This is a genomic window from Streptomyces sp. NRRL S-337 (genome assembly GCF_000720175.1).
GTDB lineage: Bacteria > Actinomycetota > Actinomycetes > Streptomycetales > Streptomycetaceae > Streptomyces > Streptomyces siderophoricus.
Window position 1 is genome coordinate 155,487 of the sequence record NZ_JOIX01000002.1, and the last position, 14,520, is coordinate 170,006.

The 14,520-nt window shown below is 68.0% G+C and carries 18 protein-coding genes and 1 pseudogene; 9 read left to right on the top strand and 10 right to left on the bottom strand.

The features are described from left to right. Positions 1-223: 223 nt before the first annotated feature. The gene (locus tag IG62_RS0102970; protein WP_030797179.1) at positions 224-799 is read right to left on the bottom strand and encodes a TIGR03086 family metal-binding protein; all 576 of its coding nucleotides are present in this window, start codon (positions 797-799) and stop codon (positions 224-226) included. A gap of 182 nt (positions 800-981) precedes the next feature. Next, a complete protein-coding gene (locus tag IG62_RS0102975; protein ID WP_030797181.1) occupies positions 982-1,434 on the bottom strand; it encodes a hypothetical protein in 453 nt (150 codons plus the stop codon). A gap of 89 nt (positions 1,435-1,523) precedes the next feature. Here IG62_RS0102975 and IG62_RS0102980 point away from each other — a divergent pair, with 89 nt between their 5' ends. Then, positions 1,524-1,976: a nucleoside deaminase gene (locus IG62_RS0102980; RefSeq protein ID WP_030797183.1), complete on the top strand. Its 453-nt coding sequence runs from the start codon at positions 1,524-1,526 to the stop codon at positions 1,974-1,976. A gap of 205 nt (positions 1,977-2,181) precedes the next feature. Here IG62_RS0102980 and IG62_RS0102985 read toward each other — a convergent pair whose 3' ends face one another. The 5 genes from IG62_RS0102985 to IG62_RS0103000 form a co-directional block, all read right to left on the bottom strand. Continuing rightward, positions 2,182-2,673: a nitroreductase family deazaflavin-dependent oxidoreductase gene (locus tag IG62_RS0102985; RefSeq protein WP_030797184.1), complete on the bottom strand. Its 492-nt coding sequence runs from the start codon at positions 2,671-2,673 to the stop codon at positions 2,182-2,184. A gap of 25 nt (positions 2,674-2,698) precedes the next feature. After that, positions 2,699-3,343, bottom strand: coding sequence for a TetR/AcrR family transcriptional regulator (locus IG62_RS0102990; protein ID WP_234326216.1), 645 nt, complete (start codon positions 3,341-3,343; stop codon positions 2,699-2,701). 242 nt (positions 3,344-3,585) lie between these two features. After that, positions 3,586-3,888, bottom strand: coding sequence for a LysR substrate-binding domain-containing protein (locus IG62_RS49770; protein ID WP_051797496.1), 303 nt, complete (start codon positions 3,886-3,888; stop codon positions 3,586-3,588). Continuing rightward, positions 3,804-4,160 carry a LysR family transcriptional regulator gene (locus tag IG62_RS44145; protein WP_078871776.1) on the bottom strand — a complete coding sequence of 119 codons (357 nt, stop codon included), beginning with the start codon at positions 4,158-4,160 and terminating at the stop codon, positions 3,804-3,806. Before IG62_RS44145 ends, IG62_RS49770 begins: the two co-directional genes overlap by 85 nt. Beyond that, positions 4,148-5,047, bottom strand: a complete 900-nt coding sequence (locus IG62_RS0103000) for an SDR family NAD(P)-dependent oxidoreductase (RefSeq protein ID WP_078871777.1) — start codon at positions 5,045-5,047, stop codon at positions 4,148-4,150. Before IG62_RS0103000 ends, IG62_RS44145 begins: the two co-directional genes overlap by 13 nt. 98 nt (positions 5,048-5,145) lie before the next feature. Here IG62_RS0103000 and IG62_RS0103005 point away from each other — a divergent pair, with 98 nt between their 5' ends. Then, positions 5,146-5,610: a MarR family winged helix-turn-helix transcriptional regulator gene (locus tag IG62_RS0103005; protein ID WP_030797190.1), complete on the top strand. Its 465-nt coding sequence runs from the start codon at positions 5,146-5,148 to the stop codon at positions 5,608-5,610. Between the two features lie 325 nt (positions 5,611-5,935). On the opposite strand, the gene IG62_RS0103010 is transcribed toward IG62_RS0103005, so the two are convergent. Continuing rightward, complete coding sequence (locus IG62_RS0103010; RefSeq protein ID WP_030797192.1) at positions 5,936-6,601, bottom strand: DUF4097 family beta strand repeat-containing protein; 666 nt, start codon at positions 6,599-6,601, stop codon at positions 5,936-5,938. A 331-nt stretch (positions 6,602-6,932) separates the two neighbouring features. Here IG62_RS0103010 and IG62_RS48265 point away from each other — a divergent pair. From IG62_RS48265 to IG62_RS0103025, 3 genes and pseudogenes are all read left to right on the top strand, one after another. Then, positions 6,933-7,350: pseudogene (locus IG62_RS48265) on the top strand (MarR family transcriptional regulator); the annotation flags it as partial. 235 nt (positions 7,351-7,585) lie between these two features. Continuing rightward, a complete protein-coding gene (locus IG62_RS0103020) occupies positions 7,586-8,317 on the top strand; it encodes an SDR family oxidoreductase (protein ID WP_030797194.1) in 732 nt (243 codons plus the stop codon). 89 nt (positions 8,318-8,406) lie between these two features. Then, complete coding sequence (locus tag IG62_RS0103025; RefSeq protein ID WP_158794961.1) at positions 8,407-8,895, top strand: hypothetical protein; 489 nt, start codon at positions 8,407-8,409, stop codon at positions 8,893-8,895. Positions 8,896-9,015: 120 nt separating this feature from the next. Here IG62_RS0103025 and IG62_RS0103030 read toward each other — a convergent pair whose 3' ends face one another. After that, complete coding sequence (locus IG62_RS0103030) at positions 9,016-9,444, bottom strand: DUF5959 family protein (RefSeq protein WP_030797199.1); 429 nt, start codon at positions 9,442-9,444, stop codon at positions 9,016-9,018. 230 nt (positions 9,445-9,674) lie between these two features. On the opposite strand from IG62_RS0103030, the gene IG62_RS0103035 reads away from it, so the two are divergent. Next, positions 9,675-10,100, top strand: coding sequence for a spore-associated protein A (locus IG62_RS0103035; protein ID WP_234326254.1), 426 nt, complete (start codon positions 9,675-9,677; stop codon positions 10,098-10,100). A gap of 27 nt (positions 10,101-10,127) precedes the next feature. On the opposite strand, the gene IG62_RS0103040 is transcribed toward IG62_RS0103035, so the two are convergent. Further along, positions 10,128-10,712 (bottom strand): hypothetical protein, encoded by a 585-nt coding sequence (locus IG62_RS0103040; protein ID WP_030797203.1) that lies wholly within the window; start codon positions 10,710-10,712, stop codon positions 10,128-10,130. A gap of 298 nt (positions 10,713-11,010) precedes the next feature. Here IG62_RS0103040 and IG62_RS0103045 point away from each other — a divergent pair, with 298 nt between their 5' ends. The 3 genes from IG62_RS0103045 to IG62_RS0103055 all read left to right on the top strand — a co-directional run bounded on the left by IG62_RS0103045 (position 11,011) and on the right by IG62_RS0103055 (position 13,841). Beyond that, the gene (locus IG62_RS0103045; protein ID WP_234326218.1) at positions 11,011-11,562 is read left to right on the top strand and encodes a MarR family winged helix-turn-helix transcriptional regulator; all 552 of its coding nucleotides are present in this window, start codon (positions 11,011-11,013) and stop codon (positions 11,560-11,562) included. A 49-nt stretch (positions 11,563-11,611) separates the two neighbouring features. Continuing rightward, entirely contained in the window at positions 11,612-12,073 is a 462-nt protein-coding gene (locus tag IG62_RS0103050) for a nuclear transport factor 2 family protein (protein ID WP_063755320.1), read from the top strand. Between the two features lie 610 nt (positions 12,074-12,683). Continuing rightward, complete coding sequence (locus tag IG62_RS0103055; RefSeq protein ID WP_030797209.1) at positions 12,684-13,841, top strand: ABC transporter substrate-binding protein; 1,158 nt, start codon at positions 12,684-12,686, stop codon at positions 13,839-13,841. Positions 13,842-14,520: the final 679 nt, after the last annotated feature.

The window sequence follows — 14,520 nt, forward strand, 5'->3', positions numbered from 1 at the left end:
AATGGGGATCGCGGGAAGTAGGTGCTCGCGCAGGATGTGCGGGGGTCCACCTTGTCGGGGCACCCCCAGCGCCACACCGTCCACCTACCGGCGGGCCCTCCTGCAGACAGCCATGGCCTGACCTGGTCTTCCGGCGCCCACAGGGCACCGGAAGACGAGGGCATTCCCCTCCGTGGAGCACGAGGGCGAGGGCGAGGAGCAATTCGCGCCCGGCCCGGGAGGGTCAGACGGCGCGGCCGAGCCAGCCGGCCAATCGGCGGTGGATGTCGGCGTCGTCCGGGACGGGGCGGGCCGCGGCGAAGGGCATCTCGGCATCGCGCGGCTCGGCCGGCAGGACCTTCTGGGCGATGGTGAAGGCGAGGTGGCCCAGCTCCTCGTCCAACTTCGCCTCGGGAGCGATGACCTGGGCGATGTCCCAGGTGTGGGTGACGATCTCCATCACATAACCACTCAGGGCGATCCGGCCCGTGGCCACACCCCACGGAACCTCGAACTCCCGGTCGAGCTTGTCGTCGTCCGCCCAAGCCGCTGCCGCGCGGGCGCGAGCCCTGCCGAGCGCGCCGGCCCAGTCGGTGTCGGCGATCTGCCCGGTCGCTGCGGGGACGTCCATCCCGCGGCCGCCCTCGCCGATGTAGGAGATCCGATGGACCGCGCCGACCGTGTGGCTCAGCAGCGCCCGCAAGTCGTACTCCTCACAGGGGGTCGGACGGCCGAGCAGAGCGGGGTCGAGGCCGCTCAGCAACTTCTCCAACTGATCCAGAGCGTGGAGGAACTGGGGACGGGGGTCGAACGCGTTCATGGACGCACCTCTCGTACGGGCCCGCACGGTGTGCGGGCCGATGGGACCACTCTGCGCGTGATACTTGACATCTACCGTCATGTTTTCGCTTTTTTCGCCTTCGCTGTACGAAAGTCGACGGGCTGCCGGCCATCCATCCTGTCGCCGCTGGGCCCGCTGTGCCGGTCTGCGCTGCTCAGCGGCTACTGAAGCGGGGTACCCACGATGAGGAGGACGGCGGCAAGGTGGGCTATTACCCAGGCCACCCGGTAGCTGATCGTGCGCCGATTCCTGGTCACGAGCAGGCGCTGGAAGGAATCCTCCGCTCGTTCGAACTCGTCCGTGTCCGTCCACTGAACCCAGACGACCGGAAGACAGAGCACGGAAGACACGCCACTCGTCGCGAGCGCTGCGACGATCAACGCCTTGCCGATGGACATCCCGTCCGGGACGACGGAGAGCACGATGGAGGCGGCGGCCATGAGGAGCGCGTCATAGCCGAGGAGAACCTGGGCCTTCGCGTCGAGGACGCTCAGACACGTGTACAGATACTCGTGCTCGTAGACCTCTTCCCTGCGTGGCTCGAGCCGTCGTATGGCAGCAAGGTGCAGGGGCAGGTCCTGCCCCCGGTAAGTGCCTTGAAAGAGCCAGGACATCAGACGTCGGCTCGGATTCCGCACAGCGCTGTCCCCCTTCAGCCGCTGGCTCCATTGAGCACGAAACCCTCGAAGAGCACAATGGGGACATGGATCTCATCCGGGAACGGGCCCTGCTCGACGTCGCGCTGGAGGAGGCCCGCGTCGGGCTGAAGGAGGGCGGCATCCCGATCGGGGCCGCGTTGTACGGCGCGGATGGTGCCCTGCTCGGGAGGGGGCGAAACCGGCGTGTGCAGGACGGTGATCCCTCCATGCACGCCGAGACGGCCGCTTTCCGGGCGGCCGGACGGCAGCGTACCTACAGCGGGACGACCATGGTTACGACGCTCTCCCCCTGCTGGTACTGCTCCGGGCTCGTGCGGCAGTTCGGCATCTCCCGTGTGGTGATCGGAGAGGCCCGGTCCTTCGACGGGGGTCAGGCATGGCTCGCGGAGCACGGTGTGCAGATCGTGGTGCTTGACGACGCCGAATGCGTAGCGTTGATGCGCGACTTCATCGCGGCCAGACCGCAACTCTGGCTGGAGGACATCGGGGAGCCGTAGCCGGAGCCGGAGCCGGAGCCTCAGCCAACGGGGCCAGCAGCGAGTCCTTCGCCACCAGGCCCAACGACCGGCCGTACCACTCCCCCGACCTCGGCATCTGGGGCGTCACCTCAGCGGACGACAACGCACCCCGAGAGCGAGAGCCTCATCCGACGCCCCTTGGCGGCCGTGTGTACTCCCTCTGCGCAGCATGCCCGAGGCTTTCTCAGCGGACGAGGTCGAGTGCGACCATCGGCAACGGGGTGTTCCGCTCGGTGATCGGGGTGCCGAGGGTGTTCTCCAGGATGGACTTGAATCGCTCCCACGCGCGGGGGTGCCGCGTGATGTAGTTGCGCAGTGCCTCGTCCGCCTCGTCCTGCGGGAGCACGCGTGCGGTGGCCGGTGCCGGACGGTGCGTGCCGACCGTGACGCGGACGTGCGGGTGTGCCTGGATGTTGCGGAACCACTGGGCCCGGTCACCGAAGCCGGACGCCACCACGTAGGTGTCCGGGGTGGGGTGGTCGATGACCTCCAGGACGACGTGGCGGGTGGCACCGGTTTTCCGTCCGATGTGTTCCAGCATCAGCGTCCGTGAGCCGAACAGGAAGCCGAGCCTGGCCCGGTACAGCCGGATCGGGGCGCGCATCAGCCAACGGGTGCGCAGTATCCGGGCGCCGTGTTGGGCGATCGCGTCGGAGGGCGTGGGCGTTTCGGGCATGGCATCTCCGTCTCGATGCGGAATGTCAGGTGGGGTCGGTGTTGCCACCGAGGCCAGTGCGGTAGACCGACAGCGTCTCGGTGGCCCAGCGCTGCATGCCGTCACCGGACAGCGGGTCGACGCCCAGCACCTCGCGCAACTGAGGGCGCAGGATCAACACGGCGAGGTCGTTGACCAGCAAAAAGGCGGCGCGCACGTCGGGGTCGGCGCCGGTGTCCGCGGCGCCTGCCTGTGCCAGGGCGGCCAGTGCGTCTTTGCTGACTTCGTGCAGCCGGCGGAACAGGGCCGTCCCCACCGGGCCGGCGGCCAGCAGAAGTCGGCCGAGGTAGCTGGGAATGGGGGAATCGGCAGGCAGGAACTCCGCCATTGCCTCTGCCAGGGTGGGCAGGGCCGCCTGATCGAGCGGGTCGCCGTCACCCGTCCCCACGGCACGCGTCAGCATCGCCTCGAAAACGGCGGTCACATGCTCGTCGACCGCCTGGCGCAACCCGTCTTTGGACTGGTAGTGCCGGATGACGAGCGCGGGCGACACCCCGGCCGCCGCCGCGATGTCGCGGACAGTAACCGCGTCGGGGCCCCGCTCGCCGAACAGGCGCAGGGCCTCATCGCGGATCTTCGCCCGCGCGGTCCGATCGTCCGGGAGTGAATGCATGTTCACGATGATAAACAATTGTTCAGCGTGGTCAAGTGGGGCTGGTGCAGGCGCAGTTGAACGTTCCAATGGCGGTCAGCGCATGTGCGACTCCCGCCGCGGCCGGCGCATGTGCGTCTCCCGCCGCGGACAGGGCATGCATGACTCCCCGCCGCGAGCGGGGCATGTGCAACTCCCGCCGCGACCGCTCTGCATCCGCGAGAACGCCTCGCCTCGCGCCGAAGACAACAGGAAACAGACCTGGCGGCACCGATGGGCGCTCAGGTCTGGTGGGTTTGGCAGGCGTCCAGAAGGGGGGCGAGACGGCGGGCGGGTGTGGTGGGGCGCACGGCAAGGTACGTGTCGAGGCCTGGGCTCTGGTCGACGCCGCGGACGAAGGCGGCGTCCAGCTCGCCGTCCCGTACTTGTTGCAGCCGTGTGGCGGGCTCGGCGCTGGCGAGTTCCACCGTGACGTGCGGGGCCCGCTCGGCGAGCGTCGTCAGGAGGTGTTCCAGTCGTACGCCCAGCCCGACGTTGGTGCCGATGCGCAGCACCGTTTCCTGTTCGGCCTGCAGGGCGGCCATGGTTTCCAACGCCCCTTGCTCTGCCGCTGTGATGGCGCGGGCGTGCGGCACGAACGCGCACCTGTGGCGGTCAGGCTGACGGTGCGGGTCGTGCGGTCGAACAGCTCCAGGCCGAGCTCGCGTTCCAGCCGCCGGATCCGTTGGCTGACGGTGGGCTGGACGACACGCAACCGTTCGGCTGCCCGCCCGAAGTGCAGTTCCTGGGCGACCCGGGCGACCCGCCATACGGTAGATCGCCCATGGGCCAGCCGGCCCCGGATCAGGCCACCCATTCACCGGTGAGGCCGAGGACCGCGGAACCGTCGAGGTCGGTCAGCTTGGTGCCGGTGAAACCGCGCGCCCAGTCAGAGGTCTGGATACGGAACGCGGGCCGGTCGGCCTCCAAGGCCTCCATGACGGCCTCGGCCACCTCGGCCGGCGTCTGCGCGTTGCTGCCGAGGAACTGGGCGACGGTACGGTCCAGGTAGGCCTGCAAGGTGTCTGCGTAGGGGCCGGCGGCGACCACCTCGGCCTCCAGATCGACCCCGAGGTTGTTCACGAACTCGGTCGCCACGGCGCCGGGCTCGACGACGGACACCTTGACTCCGAGCCGGGCCGCCACGGGCGCCAGGCTCTCCATGAAGCCCTCGACCGCGAACTTGGCCGCGCAGTAAGCCTCGTTGAAAGGCTGACCGACGACTCCCCCGACACTGGTGACGGTGATCAGGCGTCCCCCGCCGGCACGCAGGTGAGGAAGGGACGCCTTGGAGACGTGGAGCACGCCGAAGAAGTTGACCTCCATCACCTCGCGCACGTCGGCGACGCTCTCGTTCTCCAGGGTGCCGAGGTGGCCGGCGCCGGCATTGTTGATCACGGCGTCGAGCCTGCCGTAGTCGGCGATCACCCCGTCGATCGCCGCGGCGACCGAGGCCTCGTCGACGACGTCGAGCCGCCGGACGTCGAGCTCCACCCCGGCCTCCGCCGCGGCCGCGCGCAGTGCGTCGGCCCGGCCCGGGTTGCGCAGCGTCGCCACGGCGTGCCATCCGGCCCGGCCGGCGGCGACCGCTGCGGCGAGGCCGATGCCGGAGGACGTGCCGGTGATCAGGACGACCTTGGAGGTCGAGGGAGCCTGGGAAACGGCGTAGGAAGACTGCGAAGACTGGGAAGAGTGGGAAGACATGGAAAAACCTTTCGACTCCGGTACCGGAGCAATTTAAGTGCGTGTACACACACCATAAACATTATGTGCGTGCACACGCAACCCAGTAGGCTGGGCGCATGGCGAAGAAGAAGCTGACCCAGGCCGAGATGCCCGTGGCCGACCACGCCTTCTACGGCCTGGTCTGGGCCGGAACCGTGCTGACCGAGCGCGTCGACCGCGCCCTCACCAAGGCGCACGATCTTCCGGCCTCTTGGTTCGAGGTGATGCTCTGGCTCGCCTCCAGCCCGGACCCGGTCCCCGCCTCCGTCCTGGGCAACAGCACCATGCTCAGTCGCAGCCAGGTGTCCCGGGTCGTCGATGCCCTGCAGGTCCGGGGACTGGTCACCCGCACCCCTTCCCCACGTGATGCCCGCTCGATCGAGGTGGCCCTCACCCCGGAAGGCCACCAACTCTTCGAGGAGGCCGACGCCACCCGCCGCGCCTGCCTAGCTCCCGTGTTCACGGACCTCCTCGACGAGACCGATCTCGCCGCCCTCAGCACCGTGTGGCACAAACTCAAGGCCAACAAAGACGCGCAGTAGGAACACCGGCGACAGGGGGGAGGCGGAGGGCGAGGGTGAGGGCAAAACCGGAGGTGCCGTTCGTCGTCACGCCTTCCCTGTGGTCCCCCTCTTCGCATGCGTTCCCATACGTTCCCATGCCTTCCCGTGAGTTCCATGCGTTCCCCCTGGCCCCCTCTTCGTCAGGCCCCCCTGATCCCCCTGGTCGCGCGAGGCGTCTTGTACGACACATCCGGGCCTGCGCGTGGATTGCAGGCCCCTGGGGACGAACGGCCGGGTCGTCGGCGACGACCCGGTGGGATCTCGACCGCGGTGGCGCCGGCCGGACGGTCCTGGCTCTGCTCCGTCAGAGGCTGCGGGCGGTGATGTCGCCGTGGGAGGTGGTGGCGCGGATGTCGAGTTCGGCGGTGCCGTTGTTCTTGAGGGCGTTGTTGATCCGGCCGTAGCTGGTGCCGGCGTCCAGGGCGGCCGAGACGCCGGCGGCGGCGCCCACCGTGATGTCGCCGGACTGGGTGCGGAGCACGACCGCGCCGCGCACGGCCTCGGTGATGCGGATGTCGCCCCGTGCGGTGCTGATCTCCGCGGGACCACCCAGCCGGCCGACCTCGACATCACCGTCGGTCGCGGTGAGGCGGACGCTCGCGGCCTCGTCGATCTTGACCTGGCGGTAGGCCCCTTCGAAGACGACCTCGCCAAGGCGGCCCACGCCGCGGAGCTCGCAGGCGGCAGTCTTGGCCTCGATGCGTGAGCCGGCGGGCAGCTGGACGGTGACCTCCACAGATCCGGAGGGGCCGAAGAGCTGATTCTTGGGCTCAGGGGTGCGGATCCTCAGGACTCCGTCGGCGTAGGCGACGGTGGTCTGCTCGGCGGTCTTGACGTCGCGGCTCTTGGAGGGCTTGGCGGGCAGGACCTCGACGGTGGTGTCCGCGCGGTCGGCGGCGATGAACTGGATGCGCCCGGCGGGGATGTCCAGGACGGCGGAGATCGGGGCGGGGGTGTCGAACTTCTGCATCGTGCTCTCCTGCGCTCACTGGGTGTTTCTGACAACGAAAACGCTACGTTGCTTTCCATATTTTAGCAACGCACTCTCTGCTTAGGATTGACGTTTGCACAGGTAGAAGCAAGGAAAATGTTGCAACGGTCTCGCCAGTAATGCAACGACATCGCTGCGATCATTGCAATGTGTTGGAAGTGAACGCTATAGCGGAGGGACCCCAGGCAGGGGCCAGGGGTCAGGGGTCAGAGACCAGAGGCCGGAGACCAGAGGCCCGGGGACGCCACGAAGGCCGCCAAGGAAATCGCGATACCGGGGAGGCAGGCTCGCCCAGCAGGAACGCCAGCAGATCGCGTAGGGCTGGCCGACGGCCTCGCCTACGCCGAGATCGCCAGGCACCTCGAACGTTCGACCTCGACAGTCACGCATGCGTGAGGTGATGCGCAACAGCAGCCCCACCGCCTACCGCGCCGACCCGATCCACCGCGCCACCGAACGCCGCGCCCACCGGCACAGACAGGCCACACTCCAAGAGCCACGGACGCCCGACCAGGCTCACGGGTGCGACACCGAGGAGGTGCGCCAGCACGAGGAGACGTTCACGGCCCCTCACTCAGTCAGGCACGCCCAAGCTGACTGCTCGGGCCCTGACCTGCCCGTGCATCAGCAACCCGGGCGGCCTCACCACGTCCGAACTCGCCCAGCGCCTCCAAGTCAGCCCGGCGTCCATCTCCAAGGCGATCACATTCCTCGAAAGCCAGGTCCTCCGACCGGAGGGAACGAGCGCCTGACGTCCTCCGGGCTTCTGGTGCCGAGACTTAGCCATGAGCATCGGAAGGTGCGCCCCGGGGTGGCCGAAGTGGGTCAGCCCGGAGTGCCGCCAAGTGCCGGCGGGTGACGTGATCACTGCGGCGGCCGGTGTCCGAGTGTGGGGGTATACGTAAAGTGCGACCAGGGCGCATAAATCGCATATCGGGCAACGCTGTGGAAGGAAGGTTGGTCATGAAGTTCGCAGTCGTCGGCGGAACCGGGCTTATCGGGTCACGGGTGGTGGAGAACCTGAACGCGGCCGGACATCAAGCCGTACCGCATTCCCTGTCCACGGGCGTGGACATCCTCACCGGCCAGGGGCTGGAGGCGGCTGTGGCCGGCGCCGACGCCGTCATCAACCTGACGAATTCCCCGACCTTCGACGACGCCTCGCTCGCCTTCTTCCAGACTTCGATGGACAACCTTCTTGCCGCGAGCGAGAAGGGCGGGGTCAGGCACTTCGTCATCCTCTCGATCGTCGGCGTGGACCAAGTGCCCGACCTGGACTACTACCGGGCGAAGGTGCTTCAGGAAAACATCCTCAAGGCCGGACCGATCCCGTACTCCATCGTCCGCGCCACGCAGTTCATGGAGTTCATGGAGGCGACCCTGGCCATGACCACCGACGGCGACACCGTGCGCCTGCCGCGTACACCCATCCAGCCGATCGCCGCTGCGGACGTCGCCAGCACCGTCGCCGAAGTCGCCGCAGGCAGTCCCCTGAACGGCGTACTCAACGTCGCAGGTCCCGACGTCTATCCCCTCGACGAACTCGGCCGACTCACCCTGACCGCCAAGAGCGACGGGCGCTCCGTCGTCACCGACGACAGCGCCGGCATGTTCGCCGCCGCCCACGGCGACGTCCTCACCGCCCCGAACGACGCCCGCATCGCCCCCACCCACTACACCGATTGGCTGTCCTGAAAGGGCCCCTCCTGCCCCGAAGGCCTTCTTGCTGTGCTGAATGGTCTTCTCCAGCGGTCAACCTCCCCCGTGATGGTGCCTGGCGACTGGTGCTGGCTGGACCGACGCCGATGCGGCGCTGCTGGACGAGTCCGGGGGGCACCCACGAGATCCTCTCCACCACCCGCGGCCTGCGCGCTCACATCGCCCCGGGCCAGGCGCCGAGCCGTGCGATCCGCCACGGCCCGGTCCCCCGCGAGCTCACCACCCACCGGGACCAACTCACGCACGTCCTGATGGCGGAACTCCGGGCCCAGGCCGCAGCCCATCCGGGCGATCTGCTCGCGGTGATCTGCGCGGACAGGAGAGTGGCCGCCCTGCCCACTGCAGGGATCGACCTGTGGGCCCGTATCATGCCGGTCTCCCAAGCCCGCGGCCTGGGATTCGACCACGTGGTCCTCATCGACCCGTCGGAGATCGCCACAGCTCACCAGGCGGTGACCGCGACCTGTACGTCGCCCTCACCCGGGCCACCCAACGGCTCTGCACGCTCACCGCCCAGTCGCCGAGTGAGTCCACCAGCGCCGGCGTGCTGGTGAAGGACACCTAACAGCGCAGCCAACTCGGGGCCGTAGAAGGAAGGTTCACCCTCACCCTGGGCTGCGCGCTCATCTGCCGGCGGCGACTCGTCTCCGTTCTGCCGACGGCGACTTGCCTCCCTACGCTGACAGCATCGGGACCCAGTGATCCATCACCTTGCGTAGACGCTGCCGGTGGTCGGCAATCCAGTCGTCCGGCGGGACGACCGGCACCCGCACGGTGACCATGGAGCCCGACTCGTCCTCGACGACCACTTCTGGACAGCCACGCTCGCCGAGGAGCTGGATGAAGACCGACGGCCCCCTGCTCATCTCCATCCAGGCGCCATCCTCACCGGCATCGAGTCTGTTCAGCACGTCGGACCAGTCTTCAAGCTTCGAGCCGGAGAGCGCCAGGTCGATACGGCCGGACACGAAAGGTGTCCTGACCACGACCTCGGCATCGAGCCCGGCGCTCCACCGGGTATGGCGCCCCAGGACGCTGACGGTGACGCTGTTCCCCTCGTCATCGGCGAGGCAGATGAGCTCCCTCGGTGCGGTCTCCCCCATAGCTGCCCCTTCATCCGCGAGTACCAGAGATCACCGCCGGGCTCCCCGAGCGAACCCCCCAACCGTCCGCTTTGCTGCCAAGGGCACGGCGGCCACGGTGACACGATGGTGACATACCATGCCACAACTCCCCCCTTGCCTCAGGGGTCTTTCTCATCGGGTGCAACAAGCGCCCCCTGAGTGAACCGGGGAGAGACATGAAGCTTATGCGTAGGGCCGTCAATGCCACGGTGTTGGCGTCCGCCGCCACGGTCGGCTCCGTTGCGTTCGCGTTGCCCGCATCCGCCGCGGACGGTTCCGCCGCGTCCGCCGCGGACAGTTCCGCCGCGTCTGCCGTCGCCGCGTACAACGGGGTCTGCGGGGCGGGATACAAGGTGGTGGACTTCAGCAACATCGGCACCTTGGGAACGGCGTACCTGACGTGGAACGACACGACCGGGGAGAACTGCGCAGTGACCGTGCGCGCCCGGACGGGTGCGGCGGTGTACATGCATGCCAAGGTGTTCCAGACCAACAACACCCAGGTCAGCGCCTCGGATTCGGGTGCCTACACCTCCTATGCCGGGCCGGTCTACATCCCCGCGCGCTTCGAATGCGTCACCTGGCGTGGGCAGATCGCAGACCAGTACGTGACCGAGGCCGGCCACTGCGGCTGAACAGCCTGTGGGGGTAGGAACACGGCCTCAGCGGCGGTCGCCCCGGGCGAACTCATCGAGACGCTGCCTCACACGGTGAGGCAACTCGGCGTCCATGTGGACCGCAGCAACTTGGCGTTGCAGTTGTTCCTGCTCCAAGTCGTCCGTCGCCGCTTCGCCCGCCCAACAGAATCGGAGGATGGTCTCTGCCAGCAGGACGAGGGTGGCGAGGGCCGTAGCTGCCAGCGTGCCCTCGGCCAGCCATGGGGCTCGACCATGTCCTTCCATGGCCGACCACCAGAGTGTCGCAACCACGGAAACCACCAGCCAGACCGACATGATGGCCCACATCAAGCCCACGGTTGCCGGCCTCTCGAACCGCCGCCGCAGGTCTCCGGTTGCCTTTCGGGACAAATCATGGGCCCGGTGCAGTTCGGCGTTGGTCGGCTCTTCACCTGCACGAAGCCGGTCGGCGATCACTCTCATGGCTGCCGCATGCCGCTGGTTCACTGCTCTGATGCGTTCTCTGACCGTGGTGACGGTGCCGTGGGACTGCACGGCCCCCACCACCAGCAGCCCAGCGTCGACGGACATGACAAGCGCGGCATAGTTGTCGGTCATCGCAAAGCGCATGAGCTCTCCCCCCGGTACAGACAGCCTACAGAGGCGCCTACCGTCGTTCGCCGCGTCAGCGCTGGGTTCGCATGCCGTCCTTCCCATGGCTGTGACACCGGGCCGGTCTCCTCGCAGGTGCCGGAGCGGGGAGAGCCCGCCGATCCACCGTCCGCGCCGGGAGCCGTCCGCGCCAGGAGCTGTTCGCGCCGGGAGCTGTTCGCGTCGCGGGCAGCGCCTCCGTCCCCCTTGGTGAAGCGGTCCCGGCAGAGTAAGGCGCTGCTTCATTATGAAGCACGTACATAATTCTCCTGAGGGCTTGACCAGGGACGATGCCGGCCTCCTCTACGACCCCGGCGTCCGGGCGGCCATGGGCACGTTCACGAGCGACGGCGACACCCTGGCGCTGGAAGCGGCCGCAGCTGTCCGCTCGGCCTCACAGGCCGTCGACCGGCTGCGTTCGCAGGGAGCGGCCGGCCGCGGCCTCAGCGCCGGCGCACTCGACGTTCTCGTACGGCTGGGTGCTGCCGCTGACGAGGGTCTGAGCATCGGCGAACTGGCGCGCGCCGGCGGGGTGAGCTCCCGGAACATCACCGGCCTGGTGGACACCCTGGAGCGCGGCCATCTCGTGAAGCGGGTCCAGGACCGGCACGACCGCCGGTCGGTCCGAGTGCGGATCACACCGTCCGGACGCGACTGGCTGGAGTCCTTCCGCCAACCGACGCAACGCGCCATGTCGGCGGTCTTCCAGGGCTTCACCCCGGCCGAACTGGACCAGTTCCGACACCTGTGCCTGCGCCTGGTCGAGAACCAGCAGCGGATCGAGCACTACCTGCGCACGAGTCCCCCCGACCAGTCCGCCTCTTCTTGAACCGGTCGTTCCCTTTCCCATTCCCCTATCAACGACTCCCGAGGACGCCGTGACCACCGATTCACCGACCCGACGCGCGGTCAGGGCGTATCACGACGCCCGGTTCCGCGGCGACGTCGCGGCCGCCGCCGCCCACATCGGCGACGGCTTCACCTTCCGCAGCCCGTTCGTCGCCTCCAACAGCCCGACCGGCCACCTCGACGGCCTCGACGCACTCCTGGGAATCGTCACCGGCGTCGATCTCATCAGCGAGCTGTACGGCGACAACGAGGCGACCCTGATCTACGACATGCATACCGCCTCACCCGTCGGCACGCAGCACACGGCCGAACACTTCCGCCTCCACGACGGTCGGATCACCGCGATCAGGCTCCTCTTCGACTCCGCCCCCTGGCAGGCCGTTATGGCCGCAATTGTCCCGCATTGCGATGAGGTCACGCCCGCCAGGCGACTGTCTCGGTGGCGAATGCACGCCTTCCCGGTTCACGCGGAGACGGTCCGCCCTGCCTGACTGATTGCGTCGAGTGGCGGTTTCGCGGCCATCGTCGCCCCGTCGGTGGAGGTTGCGCAACGCCGCTGTTTCAGGCGGGAGTTGGAGTCGTTGAGGAGTTCTCCGGCGGCGGGGGGGGCGGTATGCGTGCAACATCAGGCGTCCGGACACCCGACGGCTCTCGCGTGCGCCTCTGCGCGGCGCTGCGCAGCCGGCAGACTTCCACGGCGCAGTCCTTTCCGCGAATCGCCCACCTCAGCCCTCTCCGTCGATCGCCCACGTCAGCTCTCCCGCGATCACCCCATCTCAGCTCTCCGGTGATCACCCCATCTCAGCTCTCCGGTGATCTTCTCGGAGCGTGCCGCTGTGCTCCCTCTCGTGCCAATTGTGTGCAAATTGTGGAGCACGGTCAGCCTGGGTGGGGCGCCATAGTGACCCCTCCGAGCTGCGATTGTGAGGGAATCGGAGTCATTAGTTTTACCAATGTTTACCTGACGGACACCATAGTTGGGCCTACTGAGGCCCAACTTGTTCAGGCAAGTCGTCGGACAGGTGCTCACCCCCCACGTGCATCCCCTGTGTGGCCCCGCATGAATCCCCTCAATGCTCTGTGCGTACCCCTGGAGAGACCGTGACCGTGTTCCTGCCGAGGACTGCCGTCCTGACCGGCATCCTCGCCCTCGCCGCCGTACCCGCCCTAAGCGCCTGCAGCGCGGCCTCCGACGAGTCGAGCACCGCCGGCGGAAAGAGCAGCGCGGCCACCGCGACCACGGCCGAGGCCTTCGGCGGCATCGACGCCCTGGCCAGCGAAGCCAAGAAGGAGGGCACGCTGCATGCGATCGCACTGCCCCGTAACTGGGCCAACTACGGCGCCCTGATCGACGGCTTCAAAAAGAAGTACGGCATCAAGGTCGAGGTCGAGAATCCGAACGGCGCCAGCCAGGACGAGATCAGCGCAGTCACCTCGCGCAAGGGCAAGGACAACGCACCCGACGTCCTCGACCTCGGCAGCTCCTTCGCGCAGAGCGCCGCCCAGGAGGGGCTGCTCGCGCCGTACATGGTCGCCGGTTTCGCCGACATCCCCGACGTCCAGCGGGACTCCATCGGCCGCTGGGCCAACGACTACGGCGGCTACATCTCCTTCGGCTGCGATGCCAGGCGTGTGCAGACCTGCCCCACCAGCTTCAAGGATCTGCTCAAACCGCAGTACAAGGGGCAGATCGCACTCAACGGTAACCCCGCCAAGTCGGGTTCGGCCTTCGGCGCCGTGTACGCGGCCGCCCTCGCCAACGGCGGCTCGTTCGACGACATCCAGCCCGGCGTAGACTTCTTCGCCAAGCTGAAGAAGAGCGCCAACTACACGCCCGTCGAATCCACCCCGGCCACCATTGAAAAGGGCAAGACGCCGATCAGTATCGACTGGGACTACCTCAACGCCGGGTACACCGACGAGTTCAAGTCCAAGGGCCTCGACTGGACGGTCGTGGTCCCCTCGGACGGCAAGTTCTCCCAGTACTACTCGCAGGCCATCAACAAGGATGCGCCGCACCCCGCGGCCGCGCGCCTGTGGCTGGAGTACCTCTACAGCGCCGAGGGCCAGAACCTCAGGCTCAAGGGATTCGCCCGTCCGGCTCTGATGACCGCCATGAAGAAGGCCGGCACGCTCGACAGGGCCGCGGCGGCGAAGCTGCCGAAGGTCTCCGGCACGCCGAGCTTCCCGACCGAGACCCAGCAGAGCGACGCCAAGGTCGTCATCAGCCAGAGCTGGGGCACGGCCGCTACCGGCTGACCTCACCCCGCATCCGGACCGACGTGGTGCCCGCCGCTTCCTCCCAGCGGCGGGCACCGCGCGACCGGCTGGCTCACCTCCCTCGACGATCCGGCTGCTCATCGTCAACGACCAGCCGCACGCCCGAGGTGCTCATCGTCAACGACCAGCCGCACGCCCGAGGTGCTCATCGTCGACGACCAGCCGCATGCCCGAGGTGGACGGCTGGCAAGTCACCCGGCTCCTACCCGAGCCCGACGTCCAGGCACGCCCCGTCACAGCCGCGTTGACGCCGGTCCTCCGGCATCGGGGCGCGGGAGGCGAACAGGCCGCGAACCCTCGGGCGCCCAAAACCCGCACGCTCAAACCCCCGGATACCCAAACCCCCTCCCTTTGCGCCGAGTTCGGGCCGTGCGCGGCACCACGATGTGCGGTGCGGAGAAAAGGATCTGCGGTGGATGGCGGTGGAAACCGCGGAATATCCGCTTCCAGGGAGCGTCCCGACCGCCACACAAGGACGATCAACGCCGTTGAATTCTCCACTTCGGTACGGGAGTTGTTCCATCGTGGCCCGAACATGCGGGCCGACTTGATGCTCCGTTCTTCCCTGCCAGCATGGGGCGGCGCGCGCCGATCGTCGGCGCGCCGGCTCCTGCCCTCCGCGGCGGCCGCGTCCCGGAGGGGAGCCGAGGCCCCATCA

Bases quoted from the DNA above. Each gene is read 5' to 3' on its own strand.
- IG62_RS0102970 (WP_030797179.1), bottom strand. From the start codon at position 799: ATGAACGCGTTCGACCCCCGTCCCCAGTTCCTCCACGCTCTGGATCAG.
- IG62_RS0102975 (WP_030797181.1), bottom strand. From the start codon at position 1,434: ATGTCCTGGCTCTTTCAAGGCACTTACCGGGGGCAGGACCTGCCCCTG.
- IG62_RS0102980 (WP_030797183.1), top strand. From the start codon at position 1,524: ATGGATCTCATCCGGGAACGGGCCCTGCTCGACGTCGCGCTGGAGGAG.
- IG62_RS0102985 (WP_030797184.1), bottom strand. From the start codon at position 2,673: ATGCCCGAAACGCCCACGCCCTCCGACGCGATCGCCCAACACGGCGCC.
- IG62_RS49770 (WP_051797496.1), bottom strand. From the start codon at position 3,888: ATGGCCGCCCTGCAGGCCGAACAGGAAACGGTGCTGCGCATCGGCACC.
- IG62_RS44145 (WP_078871776.1), bottom strand. From the start codon at position 4,160: ATGGGTGGCCTGATCCGGGGCCGGCTGGCCCATGGGCGATCTACCGTA.
- IG62_RS0103000 (WP_078871777.1), bottom strand. From the start codon at position 5,047: ATGTCTTCCCACTCTTCCCAGTCTTCGCAGTCTTCCTACGCCGTTTCC.
- IG62_RS0103005 (WP_030797190.1), top strand. From the start codon at position 5,146: ATGGCGAAGAAGAAGCTGACCCAGGCCGAGATGCCCGTGGCCGACCAC.
- IG62_RS0103010 (WP_030797192.1), bottom strand. From the start codon at position 6,601: ATGCAGAAGTTCGACACCCCCGCCCCGATCTCCGCCGTCCTGGACATC.
- IG62_RS0103020 (WP_030797194.1), top strand. From the start codon at position 7,586: ATGAAGTTCGCAGTCGTCGGCGGAACCGGGCTTATCGGGTCACGGGTG.
- IG62_RS0103030 (WP_030797199.1), bottom strand. From the start codon at position 9,444: ATGGGGGAGACCGCACCGAGGGAGCTCATCTGCCTCGCCGATGACGAG.
- IG62_RS0103040 (WP_030797203.1), bottom strand. From the start codon at position 10,712: ATGCGCTTTGCGATGACCGACAACTATGCCGCGCTTGTCATGTCCGTC.